The sequence below is a fragment of the Candidatus Endowatersipora endosymbiont of Watersipora subatra genome (genome assembly GCF_964026585.1).
In the GTDB taxonomy this organism is placed as follows: domain Bacteria; phylum Pseudomonadota; class Alphaproteobacteria; order Rhizobiales; family Rhizobiaceae; genus Pseudahrensia.
Genome location: NZ_OZ032160.1, coordinates 804,646 through 821,806, shown reverse-complemented (window position 1 = coordinate 821,806; position 17,161 = coordinate 804,646). Strand labels below are relative to the sequence as shown.

The following is a 17,161-nucleotide window of genomic DNA, read 5'->3' as shown; positions in this document are numbered from 1 at the left end:
ATGAGACAACAAGCTCACTAAAAGCTAAAAAATAGTAAACAGGATTTAGACGATTGAATGTTGAGTAAGTTTTTTTTAGCCTTTATCATTACATTTATAATATGGAAATCTTTATTTCATTGTCTTTCTATAACAATAAGTGGTTTCATGAGAATGGATTATATTTGTGCAATTTCTTAATTTTTTGTTTGGAATTGGTGTTGTATTCTTTATTTTAGATTCAGCCCATGCTGAAAATTTAAGATCAGCATTATCTTCTGCATATCGCTATAACGCGACGCTAAAAGCACAGCGCGCTGCTGAACGGGCCTCTCATGAGTCTTTACCGCAATCAATGGCCTATTTTCTGCCCCAAATATCAGCACTTGCTGATATAGGTGTTTCTGATACTGTCCTTAAACACTCTAACGTTTTAATAGATAACGATAAAAATATTATCCTAGGGGGATTGGGGCTTACGATCAAGCAGAACTTGTTTAATGGATTTCGTTCGATAAATTCCTTAGCGGTTGCTAAAGCTGATATTTTAGCTAATCGCGAGATCTTACGTAATTTAGAACAAGATATCCTTTTAAAAGCGATAATTGCTTATATTGATGTGATCAGAGATCATAAAATGGTCAAGATTCAACGTAAAAATCTAGACTTTTTAAATGAACAATTACGTTCATCTCAATCACAACTTAATGTAGGAGAAGGAATCTACACGGATTTGGTGCAGAGTCAGGCGCAATTATATCTTTCACAGGCAAAACTTATTGCTTCTAAGGCTAACCTCAAGGCTGCTAGAGGAACGTATTATAAGATCATCGGCAATGATCCTAAACAACTCACTTGGCCAAAGTTACCTTTTCATCTTTACCCAGGCGATTTGCAGAAAGCTATTGCTGTTGGTCTTGTAGAAAATCCTGCTGTAGTGAGGACTCAATATTTGGTTGATAGAGCCTTGTTCACTGTAAAAATATCTGAAGGGGCTTCACTTCCCACCTTAAATGCTCAAGTCACTGCAAGCCGTAATTATAATAAACCAACTGATGGTGATATATCAAACCTCTTGAGTGCGAAATTAAATTTAAAAATCCCTCTTTATCAAGGAGGGATCCTCGAAAGTCAGGGGCGTGCTAACAAAGCTATTCTTAGTCAAAGACGTTTTGAATTAGATCAAGCTCGTAATAATGTACGGAATTTAATTATATCAGCCTGGACGAAACTCGAGTCTGCGCGTGCAAGGTGCAAAGGAAATCAGGTACAGCTGAGCGCTGCTAAACTCTCTTTATCCGGCATACTAGAGAAGAGTCATGTCGGACTAAGTACAAAACTGGATGTTCTAATCGCAAAAAATAGCCTTTTTCAGGCAAAAGAAATGGCTATCCAATCACGCCATGCCGAGATCATAGCAGGTTATTCTCTTATTTCCGCAATAGGTCGTTTAAACACTAAACAGTTGAGTCTAAACTTTTAAAGGCAAAACACAAAACTATATATCGTAAAGAGTAACACACAAGTCTAAGAAAATTGTTTAGATTATGATTATACGAGATTTTGACAAAAACGCTGAATACGTTTACAAGCAGATGCAAGTAACTCTGTTGATGAGGCGTAAGAAATACGAAAATGAAGCTCTAATCCAAAAGAGGAGCCTTGAACTACAGCCACACCTTCTTCTTCTAATAATGCGGTTACGAAGTCTTCTTCAGTTGAAATGATCTTACCACTTCTAGTTTTCTTACCGATCAATCCACTACAGGATGGAAAAACATAAAACGCACCATCTGGCTTTGGGCATCGGATACCAGTGGCCTGATTCAGCATAGAAACTACCAAATCACGACGTTCCTCAAATATTTTGCGGCGTTCTTCAACCAAATCCTGTGGACCATTCAAAGCTTCTACAGCGGCCCATTGAGCAATGGTATTACTGTTGGAAGTTTGTTGTCCCTGAATCAAATCCATAGCTTTAATCAATTCTCTAGGACCACCTGCATAACCTATGCGCCAACCGGTCATAGCATAGGCCTTAGAAACACCATTCATGGTCAATGTTCGATCGTATAACTTCGGTTCTAATTCAGCCGGGGAGAATAATCTAAATTCCCCAAAAACAAGATGTTCATAAATCTCGTCAGTTAATACCCAAACATGAGGATGATTAACCAAAACATCGATAAGCGCCTTTAGTTCATAGTAGCTGTAGGCAGCTCCAGATGGATTGGATGGTGAGTTAAATATAAACCACTTCGTTTTAGGAGTAATAGCATCTGCTAATTCTTCAGGTTTAATTTTGAAGTTATTTTCAACACTTGCTTTCACATAAACACACTCACCGCCACACAGAAAAACCATCTCAGGATAACTGACCCAATACGGAGTTGGAACGATAACTTCATCACCTCGATTCAAAGTTGCCATAAAGGCATTGAATAAAATCTGTTTCCCCCCACTCCCAACAATAATCTGATCTGGTATATAGTTGAGATTATTGTCTCGTTTGAACTTAGTGCAAATTGCTTCGCGCAATTCTATTATTCCAGAAACAGCTGTGTACTTATTTTCACCGCGAACAATAGCATCTATTGCAGCCAGCTTGATATGATCAGGGGTATCGAAATCAGGCTCTCCTGTTCCCAGACCAATCACATCGAATCCTTCAGCTTTCAATTTCCTTGCCTTTTGGGCGATAGCGATAGTTGCAGAAGGTTTGATACGTGTTAAAATATCCGCAGTAACTGCCACAGTACTTATGTCTCCAATTAATACTGAAAAGATTAGATCGTCAGTTTTATTCTTTTTGAATCACGTTAACAAGAGAAAGTTTTAAATCTGATCACAAAGATTGAGTAGGATTTTGACCGTTTAAATTCAATTTATAGATCAGAAAATATCTTCTATCATGTTTTTAGATCGTCAGTTTTAAAGAATATGTTTTTGTTTTTCTCTGTTTTAGTAAAATTCCTAATTCTTCCTAACTGGCTTGAATTTGAGACCATAATCTTGAAGAGTTTGGTGCCGCATAGGTGATTCGAACACCTGACCTCATCATTACGAATGATGTGCTCTACCAGCTGAGCTAATGCGGCATGTTTTTCTTATTTTTCTTATCGATAGACACAATTGAGAGAGCTGATAAAAAATACTGTGATCACATGATAAAGAGATGAATATCAAAATTCAGTTGTCTATCTATATCGAATCTGGGTTCGAGAAAAATAATTAATTATAGCCATTTAGGCGGTCGAAATACACCTGCAGCCTTCTCGATAACACTGGCAATCTGAAACAAAGTTTCCTCCTCAAATGATCGACCAATCAGTTGTAGTCCTAATGGGAGATTGTTATTGGAGATTCCAGCAGGTACTGTGATAGCTGGTAATCCTGCCATGTTTACTGTTACAGTGAAGAGATCGTTGAGATACATGTTAATAGGATCGGATTGCATATCCTTATCTCCAATAGGAAAAGCCGTAGAAAGAGTGACAGGTGTTATTATTGTGTCTATACCTTTAGAAAAAACATGATCAAAATCATTTTTGATCAACCTTCGTACCTTTTGAGCGCGTAAATAATAATCATCGTAATAACCGGATGAAAGGACGTAGGTACCTATGATGATCCGCCGCTTAACCTCTTCACCAAATCCTTGGGCACGAGTATTTCTATACATATCGATAATATTTTCACCAGTGCGGCGCAAACCGTAACGTACTCCATCATAACGTGCTAAATTCGAAGAAGCTTCGGCGGTTGCCACGATATAATAGGCTGGGAGTGCATATTTCGTATGAGGCAAAGAGATGTCAACAATTTTAGCACCCGCTTCCTTAAGCCAAGCGACTCCCTCCTGCCATACGTCCTCTATTTCTTGAGGCATAGAGTCAATTTGATATTCTTTCGGGACACCAATCCTCATACCTTTAATGGACTTCCCAATAAAACTTTCATAATTAGGGACCGGTATGTCCATACATGTTGAATCTTTGAGATCGAATGATGCCATTGAACGCAGCATCAAGGCAGCATCGTGAACATCACGTGTGATAGAGCCGGCCTGATCTAAAGAAGAGGCAAAAGCTATGATGCCCCAGCGTGAACAACGGCCATAAGTTGGTTTAATCCCGACTGTTCCTGTAAAAGCTGCAGGCTGACGGATAGATCCTCCAGTATCAGTTCCTGTCGCTCCCGCACACAAACCCGCAGCAACAGCTGCAGCAGAACCACCGGATGAGCCACCCGGAACAAGTAGTGTTTTATCTAGATTAGAATCAGCGATATTATCTTCTTTTCGACGCCATGGATTGATTACCGGACCGTAATAGGAGTTCTCATTAGATGATCCCATAGCAAACTCATCCATATTGAGTTTGCCCAGCATCACCGCGCCATCACTCCATAAATTTTCTGTAACAGTCGATTCGTAAGCTGGCCTAAACCCTTCTAATATACGACTACAAGCCTGAGTATGAACTCCCTTGGTAGCGTACGCATCTTTGATACCTAAAGGGATTCCATCCAGTAAGGCTGATTCACCCTTTGCTATTCGCTTATCAGAAACCAAAGCCATAGCATATGCCTTATCAGGAGTTATGGCTACATAAGCATTCAAAGTATTGTTGAATTTATCAATCGCTCTCAGATATGCAGTAGTAAGCTCCACAGAAGAAAATTCTCTACTGTCAAGAGCTTTACGAGCCTGGGCTATAGTAAATTCAGTGAGATCAGTCATTCCATTTTGGTATTTAAAGGTTCTTAATATATTTTTTAGTACTACTCTTCTATTCAAGAACTTTAGGAACTATAAAGAAACCATGTTCTTTGGCAGGGGCATTAGCAGTAATATCATCGACTTTATTGCCGTCTGTCACTTTATCCATACGTTCATGCATATTTATTTCAAAGATCGATTCCATGGGCTCAACACCATCAACATTGACTTGCATCAATTGTTCTACAAATCTCATAATAGTATTTAATTCACTTTTCATAGCCCTCATGTTCTCATCAGTTATTGCAATATTTGACAAAAGAGCGAGACGTTTAACTGTGACCATATCTAACAACATATTGAACCCCTAAACAACATGGAAAATGAGAACTGATTCTCTTTTACTTTAGATTTGAAATAAGATCTTTATTCGTTTCATACTTGCTATATCTACAGTATTGTACGATAATTGACTTTATATTGAAGTTCGAAAGTTCCAGTTCATGAAGAAATATTACAAAACTATTCGCTAGTCCATTCATTTTTTCAGGGATGGAAAATCATATAGAACGGTTACATCACTTCCTGAATCGAACGATCAAACAATACATAAACGCTTGAAAATTAATATGTGAAAAGTATGGATAAAGATAACTCAATCAGATTATCTTAGATCCATATGGATTAACGATTTTGTTCAACTCTTCTCTTATAAATGATCTGAACACACTTTTTTCGCCCGTATCTAGCTACAAAAAAATTATCGCTGCTGTATCTGGAGGAAGTGACTCGATTGCACTTATGTTTCTTTTACATGAGTGGTTAAATCAAAGCCCCACAGGTCCTCATGTGAATATAGTAACTATTGATCATGGTTTGCGTAAACAATCTTCCCAAGAAGTAAGGTGGGTTCGTCAGACTTCTCTTTCCTTAGGATTTAAACATTATACTAAAATATGGGAAAACGAAAACAAACAAAAATCAGCTCATAGTGCCCGCTCCGCTCGCTATGAGCTTCTAATTCAGCAAGCCAGAGAAGTTAAGGCATCGATTATTTTACTGGGTCATACTCGGAACGATCAGGCAGAGACTATTTTGATGCGCTCTCTTCGTGTTAATAACCAGAGTGGAACATTAGGACTCTCTGGAATGAGCTCAAAATCAAGTTACGAGGAAATTTCTTTATATAGACCGCTTTTGAATTATGATCGTATAGATATAAGAAATTATTTAAAGACTCAATCTCAAGGTTGGATTGATGATCCTACAAATGAAAATAGAAATTATGAGAGGGTTCGTGCCAGACAAGCTTTATCCACATCTTCACATTTTCCATCAGTAAAGATGATAGCAAGATTTGCCGAACTTAATAACAAAACTAGACTTTGGATGAATAGAAAAATCTGTCCATTTCTTGAAAAAAACGTTTGGAAAACAAAGAGTGATTCTTTGATTTTTTCAAATAGCCAATCTCTACCTTTGGCAATTTTAGTCAATTGTTTTTCAATACTAATACAACTTGCTGGTGATCAAAATTATCGTCCCCCAGAACGAAAGGTGATCGCAGTAGCAAAGTCATATAAACAAGGAGAAAAGAGAAAATTTAGCGTTGGTAGGTGTCTAATCACTATTAGAAATTCCGAAGTCAAGTTTGAATTTGAGCATCGCAGACAATTGAAAGTCCCTCAGAGTAGGGAAGGAAAAGAGATATCAGTCCGACCTTTACAAAGATTTCGCTCACAATCGGACGATCTTCTCTATCAATATGCTCTAAGGATGATCAAAAAATACGATAAATTAGTTTCTTTAAAATTGGAATGAATAAACGTATTTATCGAGTTGTACCTTGGCAATGAGTAAATTGAAACCTATCTTCAATTCAAAAAAGCACGGTCTGAAGGGCTGAGCTAATAACCATCAGATCAGGATTATCTCAAAATGAATTCGAATTTCCGCAATTTTGCGCTATGGGGACTTATCGCGCTCCTTTTAATTGCGCTATTTCAGATGTTTCAGACACCTCATGGTCATAAGACAATTCGAGAGATTTCTTATTCGCAATTCCTTGGTGAGGTTGATGATAATCGTATTAAATCAGTAACCATTGCTGGTGATCGTATTTCTGGAGAATATTCAGATGGAGTTGGTGGCTTTACCACTTATGCTCCAGAAGATCCAGAATTAGTCGGACGCTTACAGGAAAGTGAGATAGAGATCGCAGCCAAACCAGCTATAAGCAATCGAAATACGTTAATTGGAATGCTAATCAATTGGTTACCTTTGTTGCTGCTAATAGGTGTCTGGATTTTCATTATGCGCCAGATGCAATCAGGTCAAGGAAAAGCTATGGGGTTTGGGAAAACTAAAGCGAAGCTTCTAACAGAAACACATGGTCGTATTACTTTTGAAGATGTCGCTGGGATTGACGAAGCAAAAGAGGATTTAATCGAAATAGTAGAATTTCTGCGCGATCCTCAAAAATTCCAACGTCTTGGTGGTAAAATGCCTCATGGTGTGTTGCTCGTTGGCCCCCCCGGAACAGGAAAAACTTTGACAGCACGGGCGGTTGCGGGTGAATCTAATGTTCCTTTCTTCACAATTTCAGGATCCGATTTTGTTGAGATGTTTGTAGGTGTAGGTGCAAGCCGAGTGCGTGATATGTTCGAGCAGGCTAAAAAAAACGTACCCTGCATTATCTTTATTGATGAGATCGATGCTGTTGGACGTCATCGTGGCGCTGGCTTAGGTGGTGGTAACGATGAACGTGAACAGACATTGAACCAGTTACTAGTTGAGATGGATGGGTTCAAAATCAATGAAGGGATCATTTTAATTGCAGCTACAAATCGTCCAGATGTTCTGGATCCTGCATTACTAAGACCCGGTCGTTTTGACCGTCAAGTAGTTGTTCCGAATCCTGATATTATTGGGCGTGAGGCTATCCTTAAAGTCCATATTAAAAATGTACCATTAGCATCTAATGTGAATTTGAAGGTAGTCGCTCGTGGAACTCCAGGATTTTCTGGTGCGGATCTTATGAATCTTGTCAATGAGGCTGCTCTTCTTGCTGCGCGTCGTGAGAAACGACTCGTAACATCACAAGAATTTGAAGATGCAAAAGACAAAATTCTCATGGGGACGGAACGTCGTTCAATGGCAATGTCAGAAGAGGAAAAACGAAATACTGCTTATCACGAAGCAGGTCATGCTCTCGTTGCTATAACTGTACCAGCTGCCCATCCAGTACACAAAGCAACAATTATCCCTCGGGGGAGAGCATTGGGGATGGTCATGCAATTGCCAGAACGCGATGAGATCTCTATGACTTATGAACAAATGACATCGCGTCTTTCTATTATGATGGCAGGCCGTGTTTCTGAAGAGCTTACTTTTGGGAAAAAAAATATCACCTCGGGAGCCCAGTCAGATATTGAGCAGGCAACTCGGTTAGCACGAGCGATGGTTACCCAATGGGGCTATTCAGATAAGTTAGGTAAGGTTTCTTATGGAGAAAACCAGCAGGAAGTATTCCTAGGTCATTCTGTAGCACAACAAAAGAATGTTTCTGAAGAAACCGCACAAATTATTGATGAAGAGGTTCGCCGTCTTGTCGATGATGGATTTTCTTCTGCAAAATGCATTTTAACAAGACGTAAAGAAGACCTTGAAATATTGGCACAAGGCCTTATAGAATTCGAAACTCTTTCAGGAAAAGAGATTCATGATTTATTAAATGGCAAAGCTCCAAACCGTGAATTTGGTAATGATGTTCCGCCATCGAGAGGAAGTTGTATTCCTAAATCAGGAAAAAAACGGAACCCAAAGGGCGGTAATACTGAAATGAAGCCACAACCTTCTTAATATCAAGGTCTATTCAATCCATTCCCTAGAAATCAGATCAGGTCTTCTTATCTTTAACTATATTGTTATTTTCATTCTTAACATCGGTTAGTTATGGCATAATCAGAAAACAAAAAATATTCCTCTGTGAAATAGAACGAGAAAAGTACAATGGTGAATAAAATTCATAAGTATTTCGGTACAGATGGAATCCGTGGTTATGTTAATAGATCACCAATGACAGCTGAAACTGCAATGAAGATTGGTATGGCTGTTGGTCTTCTCTTTCGTTGTGGTAGTCATCGTCATCGTGTGGTTCTTGGAAAAGACACTCGCCTTTCTGGATATATGCTTGAAAATGCAGTGGTTTCAGGCTTTACTGCTTCTGGTATGGATGTATACTTGCTCGGTTCAGTTCCAACACCTGCTGTCGCTATGCTTACTCGTTCACTACGAGCTGATATAGGTGTAATGATTTCTGCTTCCCACAATGCTTATCATGACAATGGTATCAAGCTTTTTGGACCCGAAGGAACTAAATTCTCTGATGAAACGGAAGAGAAGATTGAAGCGCTAATAGATCAGGATCTAACAAGAAAAATGGCTGATAGCGCAAGAATAGGTCGAGCTAAACGCATTGAAGGTATATATGATCGTTATATCGAATTCGCAAAACGAACGGTGCCGCGTAATCTCTCTCTTGATGGTCTACGTGTCGTTATTGATTGTGCAAACGGAGCAGCCTACAAAGTAGCACCTGCTATACTTTGGGAATTAGGTGTTGATGTTATTTCAATTGGTGTTGAACCTAATGGTATGAATATAAATGCCAAATGTGGTTCTACACATACGAAACAACTAGAAAAAAAAGTTAGGGAAACACATGCAGACATCGGGATTGCACTGGATGGTGATGCTGATCGTGTCATCATTGTTGATGAAAAAAGTAATATTATCGATGGTGATCAATTAATCGCCGTAGTCAGCCAGTTCTGGAAAGAAAAAGGCCTGCTCTCTGGTGATGGGGTTGTTGGGACAATTATGTCTAACCTTGGTCTTGAGCGTTTTCTTAGTAGCATGGGCTTATCACTTACGCGTACACCTGTTGGCGACCGATATATAGTTGAATGCATGCGTAAAAACGATTTTAATATCGGTGGTGAGCAATCCGGCCATATCGTTCTATCTGATTATGCCCCAACTAGCGATGGTCTAGTTGCGGCTCTACAGTTATTAGCTATAGTAAAATCTTGGGATAAATCAGTAAGCGAAATTTGTGGTCGCTTCGAGCCCGTTCCACAGATATTGAAGAATGTTCATTATAGCAGAAAAGATGACTTTCTAAAAGATGAACAGGTGATTGAGGTAATATCTGATGCGCGCAACCGACTTGAAAATAAAGGACGCTTAGTCGTCAGAAGATCTGGAACTGAGCCAGTAATAAGAGTGATGGCAGAAGGTGATGATAAAGAGATAATAGAAACGGTTGTTAATGATATTTGTAATTCATTAACAAAAAAATGCTTCTGATGCTTAATGTTTCGAGATTGGATGCCATTCTTCCTTTCCTTCCAGATTGTCTAGAAGAGGCAAGCGCCAAAACCTTTTGGTTAAAAGATTTTATTGCCTGAAAACTAATTAAGTGAAATTTGATATTTTTCAATTTTTTGGTGATAATAAATCATTTTTTTTTGGACTTTTTCAAAAGCGCGCACTTCGATCTGACGCACACGCTCACGACTGATTTCCAATTCATTAGATAAAGTTTCAAGGGTTAACGGTTCTTCGTATAATCTACGAGCTTTAAAGATACGTTGTTCTCGCTCGTTCAATACTGAAATAGCATCACGTAGCATTTCTCGACGTACTTGAAGTTCATCTTGCTTAATTAACAAAGATTCTTGACTCTCATTTTCATCTACCAACCAGTCTTGCCATTGTCTATTCTCGCCTTCTTTCATACGAATCGGCGCATTAAGTGAAGTATCACCTGATAGACGTTGGTTCATCGAACGAACTTCATCTTCTGAAACATTCAATTTTTTAGCAATTTTCTGGACATGATCATTTTTTAATTCACCATCTTCAAGAGCTTTTATTTTTCCTTTTAGTTGACGTAGGTTGAAGAATAGACGCTTTTGACTGCTAGTTGTCCCAATTTTAACGAGACTCCACGAACGTAATACATATTCCTGAATAGATGCTTTAATCCACCACATTGCATAGGTCGCTAAACGAAATCCCCGCTCAGGATCAAATTTTTTCACGGCTTGTATAAGACCTACATTGCCTTCAGAAATAACTTCTCCTATAGGCAAACCATAGCCACGATAATTCATAGCAATTTTAGCAACGAGGCGAAGATGGCTTGTTACTAACTTGTGGGCTGCCTGAGGGTCATGATGCTCCATATAACGTTTGCCTAGCATATATTCTTCCTGAGGTTCAAGAATAGGAAATTTGCGAATCTCGTCTAGGTATCTTTGTATTCCATACGTAATAATAGGAAGTGTATTGACCATTGATTTTTCTCCTTCCAGAGGCATAAATCCCGTAATCCATGATACCTTAAATACGAATCTTAATTCTTCTTCATTACTTTTATTCACCGAAAATGAATTAAACGAGATTAATTGAGTTTAAAATTGAAGCTCTAGTATTAGAGAATCCTTTATTCATCAAATTAAACTAATTATAATTCTTTTCTGGTCAAGTTTTTTACAGTGGAATCTGATAGTATACAAATAATGTACCGTTCCTGAATCTATAGATTCTTAAGATAGATAAGAATCTCTACAATGATGACCTTTCATATCCACCGTATCAAAAGGATAAAATCTTAATTTAAGACTCTTAATTAGATCTGGAACGTAGATTTTTACCTTCTAGAGTAGTTAAAACACCTCGTAAGGCCTGAATTTCTTGTTTACTAAGCCTAGCTTTCTGAAAAATGTTTCTTAATTTTTCTACCATAGTGGAACGTTTATGTGGTGGATAAAAATGATTCTTACGATCTAGTGCACCCTCTAAATGATCAAATAATCGAAAGAGATCGTCCTTCTCTGCGGGTTGACTCGATTCAATCTTCATTGGCAAATGAGTTGTAACTGATGTCATCCATTCATAACTCATTAACAAAACTGACTGAGCAATATTAACTGAAGTAAAGTCTGGATTAACAGGAAAAGTGATAATTTCATCAGCTAATTCTATTTCTGAATTCTTCAGCCCAGCCCGTTCACAACCAAAAAGAATGCCAGTTTTTTGTCCTGAACAGTGACGCAGACGTAACTCCTGAGCCGCTTCTCTTGGACTCCGTATTAGTTTTAACATAGCCCTCTGTCTGGCCGTTGTTGCATAAACAAATTGTAAGTCGTATAGTGCTGATCTTAAATCATCAAAAATAGTGACATGATCTATGATGTGGTAAGCTTTAGCTGCATTAGAGCGTGCAGAAGGGCTGGGCCAACAGTCTCTTGGATTGACTAACCTTAAATCTACTAATCCAAAGTTAGCCATGGCACGGGCTGCAGCACCGATATTTTCACCCAATTGGGGATTTACTAAAACAATAATAGGACCGTCAGTCAGTGGATCTTTATTCTCGTTAATTACGGCCATATTTACAGTTTCGTCAAACGCTTGATTATAAAAGAAATTCTAATTTCTGAGTCTCAAGAACTCTAGAGACAAGACCTGAACTGACTCTTGTCTATGGCGTTTAATTAATACAATACATACTATACATACTATAGATAAAGAGAAGGAAAAAATAATTTATGGAACATTATGATTTTACATTTAAATAGATGAGGGATTCTTCATTTTTGGTAAAAGTCAGGATTGAAGAATAGCCAAGCATCTTGAAGGCAAGAGAGTAGGAAAATAAAGGTTTCTTTTTTCTTGGTCCTGACCTGATGTCTGATTCATGAAACTTTATCACTATACTTTGATTATAATATAGAAGTTGATATAGAATATAAAAAAAAGGGCTAACCGTATGACAAAGATTAAGGTCGATAATCCGTTGGTTGAACTCGATGGTGATGAAATGACCCGTATTATCTGGCATGACATCAAGGATAAGCTTATTCATCCCTATCTCGATATCAACCTAAAATATTATAATTTGAGTCTTAAGGCTCGCGATAATACGAATGATCAAATCACAGTCGATTCAGCCGAAGCGATCAAGAAATATGGTGTAGGTGTAAAATGTGCAACCATTACGCCTGATGAAGCTCGTGTTAAGGAATTTAACCTTAAAAAAATGTGGCCTTCTCCGAATGGCACTATTCGTAACATTCTAGGCGGTGTAATTTTTCGAGAACCTATCATCATAAACAATGTGCCGCGTTTAGTTCCTGGATGGAATCAGCCTATTATAATAGGGCGTCATGCTTATGGTGACCAGTATCGTGCAACAGATTTTTTGTTTTCTGGTAAAGGAAAACTGACCATGAAATTTGTTCATGAAGATGGTAGAAGCAAAGAATATGATCTTTTTGATGCTCCTTCTTCCGGAATTGCTATGGGTATGTATAATCTGGATAAATCGATAGAAGATTTTGCTCGAGCCTCTCTTAATTATGGTTTGCAACGCTGTATGCCAGTTTATCTATCTACAAAAAATACCATTTTAAAAGCTTATGATGGTCGTTTTAAAGAAATTTTTCAGGAAATTTTTGAAAATGAATTCAAAACACAGTTTGATAAGAAAAAGATATGGTATGAACATAGGTTGATTGATGATATGGTTGCTGCCAACCTGAAATGGTCTGGCGGATATATATGGGCCTGTAAAAACTATGATGGTGATGTGCAGTCAGATCTTATAGCCCAAGGCTTTGGTTCCTTAGGCCTCATGACATCGGTGTTGATGACACCCGATGGTAAGGCGGTTGAATCAGAAGCCGCTCATGGTACTGTAACCCGCCACTATCGGGCACATCAAAATGGTGAAGAAACATCAACCAACTCAATAGCTTCCATCTTCGCATGGACTCGTGGTCTGTTGCACAGAGCCAAACTTGATGGTAATAAATCACTTGAAAAATTTGCTAAAATTCTTGAAACTGTTTGTATTCATACAGTTCAAAGTGGCAGTATGACCAAAGATCTTGCCCTTCTCATCGGACCTCATCAGCCTTGGCTTTCCACAACAGGATTCCTAGATAAGATCGATAAAAACCTTCAAGAAGTCATGAACAAAGTACATCTTTAATTCCCATAGTTTTTTTGAGCAGTAGGTCAGTAGATCCTTAACCAAGGAAAATATATAGGCCTCATTCCCTTTTTTGAACATAAGAGGTTTTTTGAATTTTCCTTCCTGTTTTAATTTTTAAGAAAAGATTGCTTGATTTTATACGAGGAATGCACCATAGCCTTTTTCATTCCTTGGACATGGACAGGTGGCCGAGCGGTTAAAGGCACCGGTCTTGAAAACCGGCGTGCGCGAGAGCGTACCGTGGGTTCGAATCCCACCCTGTCCGCCACCTTGAATGAAGTTAACAGTCTCTGAATCAGTTCTCTCTTGTATGAGATTAATTCTATGCTAAATGGTGAGTCTGATCTCTTTATTGTGTGATCTATTTTCAATCTATTGCCTTTAACGAACGTTCTTTAATGATCCAAAGTAATAATTGTCCTGTCATAACCCGTTTTGCACCATCGCCAACAGGAAATTTACATATTGGGGGTGCCAGAACAGCGCTCTTCAATTGGCTTTTAGCACGTGCTAACAGAGGTAAAATGTTCTTACGGATTGAAGATACGGATCGTGAACGATCAGATGATGTCATAATTAAAACGATTCTTGAAGAATTAGTTTGGCTTGGTCTTGACTGGGATGGTGAGGTTATTTCACAATCTAGCCGTATTGAACGTCATCGTGAAATTGCTGAACATTTGCTGTTTAAAGGTGCTGCTTACAAATGTTATGATTCTGACCAATCATGGAACCATTCTGGTGATGAAAACAAGACAAGACCTGCCATCCGTTTGCGCAGTCCCTTAGAAGGTGAAACGATAATTCAAGATTCTATACAAGGAAAAATTCGTATACCTAACAAGGATCTGAATGATCCTATTCTTCTACGATCGGGTGGTATGCCAACGTATATGCTAGCTGTTGTTGTTGATGATCATGACATGGGTATTACCCATATTATTCGTGGTGACGATCACCTCATAAATTCTGCCAAACAGATAATTATATATAACTATCTAGGTTGGGATATTCCGAAAATGTCACATGTCCCGTTGATTTATGGAAAAGATGGGAAAAAACTTTCCAAGCGACACGGCTCTCTTGGAGTCAAAGTTTATCGCGCAATGGGCTATCTGCCTAATGCTCTCCGTAATTATCTGCTTCGGTTAGGCTGGTCGTATGGTAATCAGGAGTATTTTTCTCAGACTCAGTTAGATAAAATATTCAATCTATCCTCTATTGGGAAATCACCTGCCCGATTTGATTTAACAAAGCTTAAAAACATGAATGGTCATTATATTCGTGAGAGTGATGATGAAAGTCTTCTCAATGCAATAGAATCGATTCTCCCAGATCTTGAAAAAGGAGCTTGGATTAAAAATCATTGGACTCAGGCTGGAAGAGAAAAACTTCTTTTAGCAATGCCTGGATTGAAAAAACGAGCAAAAACACTCCTCGATCTGATTGATGAATCCCGGTTTATTTTTTATTCCTGTCCTTTGCCAATGGAGGAAAAGGCAATCGTACTCCTCGAAGCTAATCATAAAGCAGGCCGGTGTATTTTGTCGGCTCTTGTGCCTAGGTTATCTAGGCTCTCTATTTGGTCAAGAAAAAGCCTAGAATCCGAAATTAAGCAATTTACTGATGAGAAAAAACTAAAACTAGTACAAGTTGCAGAGCCTATTAGAGCGGCCCTAACAGGAACAATAACTGCAATTGGAATTTTCGATCTTCTTTTCATTCTGGGACGCGATGAATCCTTATCCCGTTTTTCTGACCAATTAGATTAAGAAAAGAGTCCTGTCCTTTGAAAAACTTGTTTCTGGTGAATAAATCGATTATCAACAGTATGTTTTAAGAACAGTCATAACCTTATGTTCTTGATTAGGGTTCAAAAGAAAAAGGGAAAACGCAAGAGATTAATCACAATGCTCGGCATTCAATCGACTCGACACTGATAACAGTGTTGTCGAACTTAGAAGGTAACAAATGTTTAATCAAAAAGCTATCTTAACAATAGAGGAAGAAAACTATGAACTTCCTGTCTTTCATGCCGAGTTGGGACCAGATGTTCTTGACATCACTCAACTTTACAAAAAGTCAGGACGATTTACATTCGATCCTGGATTTACCTCAACAGCCTCCTGTAAAAGTGCTATTACATATATCGATGGCGATTCTGGAACCCTATTATACCGAGGCTATCCCATAGATCAGTTAGCAGAACAAGGTGATTTTTTAGAAATTTGTTTTCTGCTATTATATGGTAACTTACCATCAAAAGAACAAAAAACGAGTTTTAAGGATCAACTAACATATTACAAGATGCTTCACGATCCAATAACAAAATTATTCAGTGGGTTTCGAAAAGATGCTCATCCTATGGCGGTAATGTTGGGTGTTGTTAGCGCATTATCAGCTTTTTATCATGATTCTACTGATGTTAAAGATCCAAATCAGAGAATCATTGCATCTCTACGGATGATTTCTAAAATGCCAACTATCGCTGCGATGACATATAAACATTCATTAGGGAAGCCTTTTGTATCTCCGCGTAATGATCTCGATTATGCTTCAAATTTTTTGCATATGTGTTTTACTGAACCAAATGAAGACTATGAAATTAACCCTATTTTAGCTCGAGCTATGGATAGAATTCTTATTCTTCATGCTGATCATGAGCAAAATGCTTCAACATCAACAGTGCGTATGGCTGGTTCTTCAGGTGCAAACCCATTTGCTTGTATTGCAGCAGGTATAGCTTGTCTTTGGGGTCCTGCCCATGGCGGTGCAAATGAAGCTTCTCTCAATATGCTCTATGAAATTGGAACTCCAGATCGTATTCCAGAATTTATCAAGCGAGCAAAAGATAAAAATGATTCATTTCGATTAATGGGGTTTGGACATCGTGTTTATAAGAATTATGATCCACGCGCAAAAATTATGCGTAAAACAACTCATCAAGTACTGGAAGTTATAGGTAATCGTAACGATCCTATTTTAAATATCGCCGTAGAGTTAGAAAAAATTGCACTTGAAGATGATTATTTCAAAGAACGCGGCCTTTATCCCAACATTGATTTTTATTCTGGTATTACCCTTAAAGCTTTAGGATTCTCTACTAAAATGTTCACTGTTTTATTTTCACTGGCCAGAACTGTCGGTTGGATTGCCCAGTGGAAAGAAATGATTGAAGATCCAAAGCAACGGATAGGACGTCCTCGCCAACTATATACTGGAAAAAAACAACGTGACTATATCCCTATCGAAAAAAGAGATAATAAATAAGAAATGAACCAAGCGATCTAGAGCTAGCTAGTATTAGGGTGAAGGATAAGGATGATCAAAAAATAGAGTTTATGACTGATATTGACTATTGATCAGCGATTTGATTTTCGAAAATCTTATTGAGA

At 38.2% G+C, this 17,161-nt stretch carries 12 protein-coding genes and 2 tRNA genes; 8 read left to right on the top strand and 6 right to left on the bottom strand.

Going from position 1 to position 17,161, the window contains the following annotated elements:
- Positions 1-166 precede the first annotated feature (166 nt).
- Complete coding sequence (locus AAGD37_RS03765; RefSeq protein ID WP_341760204.1) at positions 167-1,462, top strand: TolC family outer membrane protein; 1,296 nt, start codon at positions 167-169, stop codon at positions 1,460-1,462.
- A gap of 68 nt (positions 1,463-1,530) precedes the next feature.
- Here AAGD37_RS03765 and AAGD37_RS03760 read toward each other — a convergent pair whose 3' ends face one another.
- The 4 genes from AAGD37_RS03760 to gatC form a co-directional block, all read right to left on the bottom strand.
- Positions 1,531-2,733, bottom strand: coding sequence for a pyridoxal phosphate-dependent aminotransferase (locus AAGD37_RS03760; protein ID WP_341760203.1), 1,203 nt, complete (start codon positions 2,731-2,733; stop codon positions 1,531-1,533).
- A gap of 268 nt (positions 2,734-3,001) precedes the next feature.
- Positions 3,002-3,077 (bottom strand) — tRNA-Thr (locus tag AAGD37_RS03755).
- Between the two features lie 137 nt (positions 3,078-3,214).
- Entirely contained in the window at positions 3,215-4,720 is a 1,506-nt protein-coding gene (gene gatA / locus AAGD37_RS03750) for an Asp-tRNA(Asn)/Glu-tRNA(Gln) amidotransferase subunit GatA (protein WP_341760202.1), read from the bottom strand.
- A gap of 49 nt (positions 4,721-4,769) precedes the next feature.
- Positions 4,770-5,057: an Asp-tRNA(Asn)/Glu-tRNA(Gln) amidotransferase subunit GatC gene (gatC, locus tag AAGD37_RS03745; RefSeq protein ID WP_341760201.1), complete on the bottom strand. Its 288-nt coding sequence runs from the start codon at positions 5,055-5,057 to the stop codon at positions 4,770-4,772.
- Positions 5,058-5,392: 335 nt separating this feature from the next.
- On the opposite strand from gatC, the gene tilS reads away from it, so the two are divergent.
- The 3 genes from tilS to glmM all read left to right on the top strand — a co-directional run bounded on the left by tilS (position 5,393) and on the right by glmM (position 10,069).
- A complete protein-coding gene (tilS, locus tag AAGD37_RS03740) occupies positions 5,393-6,520 on the top strand; it encodes a tRNA lysidine(34) synthetase TilS (RefSeq protein WP_341760200.1) in 1,128 nt (375 codons plus the stop codon).
- Between the two features lie 117 nt (positions 6,521-6,637).
- Complete coding sequence (gene ftsH, locus AAGD37_RS03735; RefSeq protein WP_341760199.1) at positions 6,638-8,560, top strand: ATP-dependent zinc metalloprotease FtsH; 1,923 nt, start codon at positions 6,638-6,640, stop codon at positions 8,558-8,560.
- Between the two features lie 150 nt (positions 8,561-8,710).
- Positions 8,711-10,069: a phosphoglucosamine mutase gene (gene glmM / locus AAGD37_RS03730; protein ID WP_341760198.1), complete on the top strand. Its 1,359-nt coding sequence runs from the start codon at positions 8,711-8,713 to the stop codon at positions 10,067-10,069.
- 104 nt (positions 10,070-10,173) lie between these two features.
- Here glmM and rpoH read toward each other — a convergent pair whose 3' ends face one another.
- A complete protein-coding gene (rpoH, locus tag AAGD37_RS03725; RefSeq protein WP_341760197.1) occupies positions 10,174-11,061 on the bottom strand; it encodes an RNA polymerase sigma factor RpoH in 888 nt (295 codons plus the stop codon).
- A gap of 331 nt (positions 11,062-11,392) precedes the next feature.
- Entirely contained in the window at positions 11,393-12,160 is a 768-nt protein-coding gene (locus tag AAGD37_RS03720; RefSeq protein ID WP_341760196.1) for an RNA methyltransferase, read from the bottom strand.
- Positions 12,161-12,539: 379 nt separating this feature from the next.
- On the opposite strand from AAGD37_RS03720, the gene AAGD37_RS03715 reads away from it, so the two are divergent.
- The 4 genes from AAGD37_RS03715 (at position 12,540) to gltA (ending at position 17,036) form a co-directional block, all read left to right on the top strand.
- Positions 12,540-13,763: an NADP-dependent isocitrate dehydrogenase gene (locus AAGD37_RS03715; protein ID WP_341760195.1), complete on the top strand. Its 1,224-nt coding sequence runs from the start codon at positions 12,540-12,542 to the stop codon at positions 13,761-13,763.
- Positions 13,764-13,944: 181 nt separating this feature from the next.
- Positions 13,945-14,034 (top strand) — tRNA-Ser (locus AAGD37_RS03710).
- Positions 14,035-14,164: 130 nt separating this feature from the next.
- Positions 14,165-15,538: a glutamate--tRNA ligase gene (gltX, locus tag AAGD37_RS03705; protein WP_341760194.1), complete on the top strand. Its 1,374-nt coding sequence runs from the start codon at positions 14,165-14,167 to the stop codon at positions 15,536-15,538.
- Positions 15,539-15,737: 199 nt separating this feature from the next.
- The gene (gene gltA, locus AAGD37_RS03700; RefSeq protein WP_341760193.1) at positions 15,738-17,036 is read left to right on the top strand and encodes a citrate synthase; all 1,299 of its coding nucleotides are present in this window, start codon (positions 15,738-15,740) and stop codon (positions 17,034-17,036) included.
- Positions 17,037-17,161 lie beyond the last annotated feature (125 nt).

Bases quoted from the DNA above. Each gene is read 5' to 3' on its own strand.
- glmM (WP_341760198.1), top strand. From the start codon at position 8,711: ATGGTGAATAAAATTCATAAGTATTTCGGTACAGATGGAATCCGTGGT.
- rpoH (WP_341760197.1), bottom strand. From the start codon at position 11,061: ATGGTCAATACACTTCCTATTATTACGTATGGAATACAAAGATACCTA.
- AAGD37_RS03720 (WP_341760196.1), bottom strand. From the start codon at position 12,160: ATGGCCGTAATTAACGAGAATAAAGATCCACTGACTGACGGTCCTATT.
- AAGD37_RS03715 (WP_341760195.1), top strand. From the start codon at position 12,540: ATGACAAAGATTAAGGTCGATAATCCGTTGGTTGAACTCGATGGTGAT.
- ftsH (WP_341760199.1), top strand. From the start codon at position 6,638: ATGAATTCGAATTTCCGCAATTTTGCGCTATGGGGACTTATCGCGCTC.
- gatC (WP_341760201.1), bottom strand. From the start codon at position 5,057: ATGTTGTTAGATATGGTCACAGTTAAACGTCTCGCTCTTTTGTCAAAT.
- gltA (WP_341760193.1), top strand. From the start codon at position 15,738: ATGTTTAATCAAAAAGCTATCTTAACAATAGAGGAAGAAAACTATGAA.
- gltX (WP_341760194.1), top strand. From the start codon at position 14,165: ATGATCCAAAGTAATAATTGTCCTGTCATAACCCGTTTTGCACCATCG.
- gatA (WP_341760202.1), bottom strand. From the start codon at position 4,720: ATGACTGATCTCACTGAATTTACTATAGCCCAGGCTCGTAAAGCTCTT.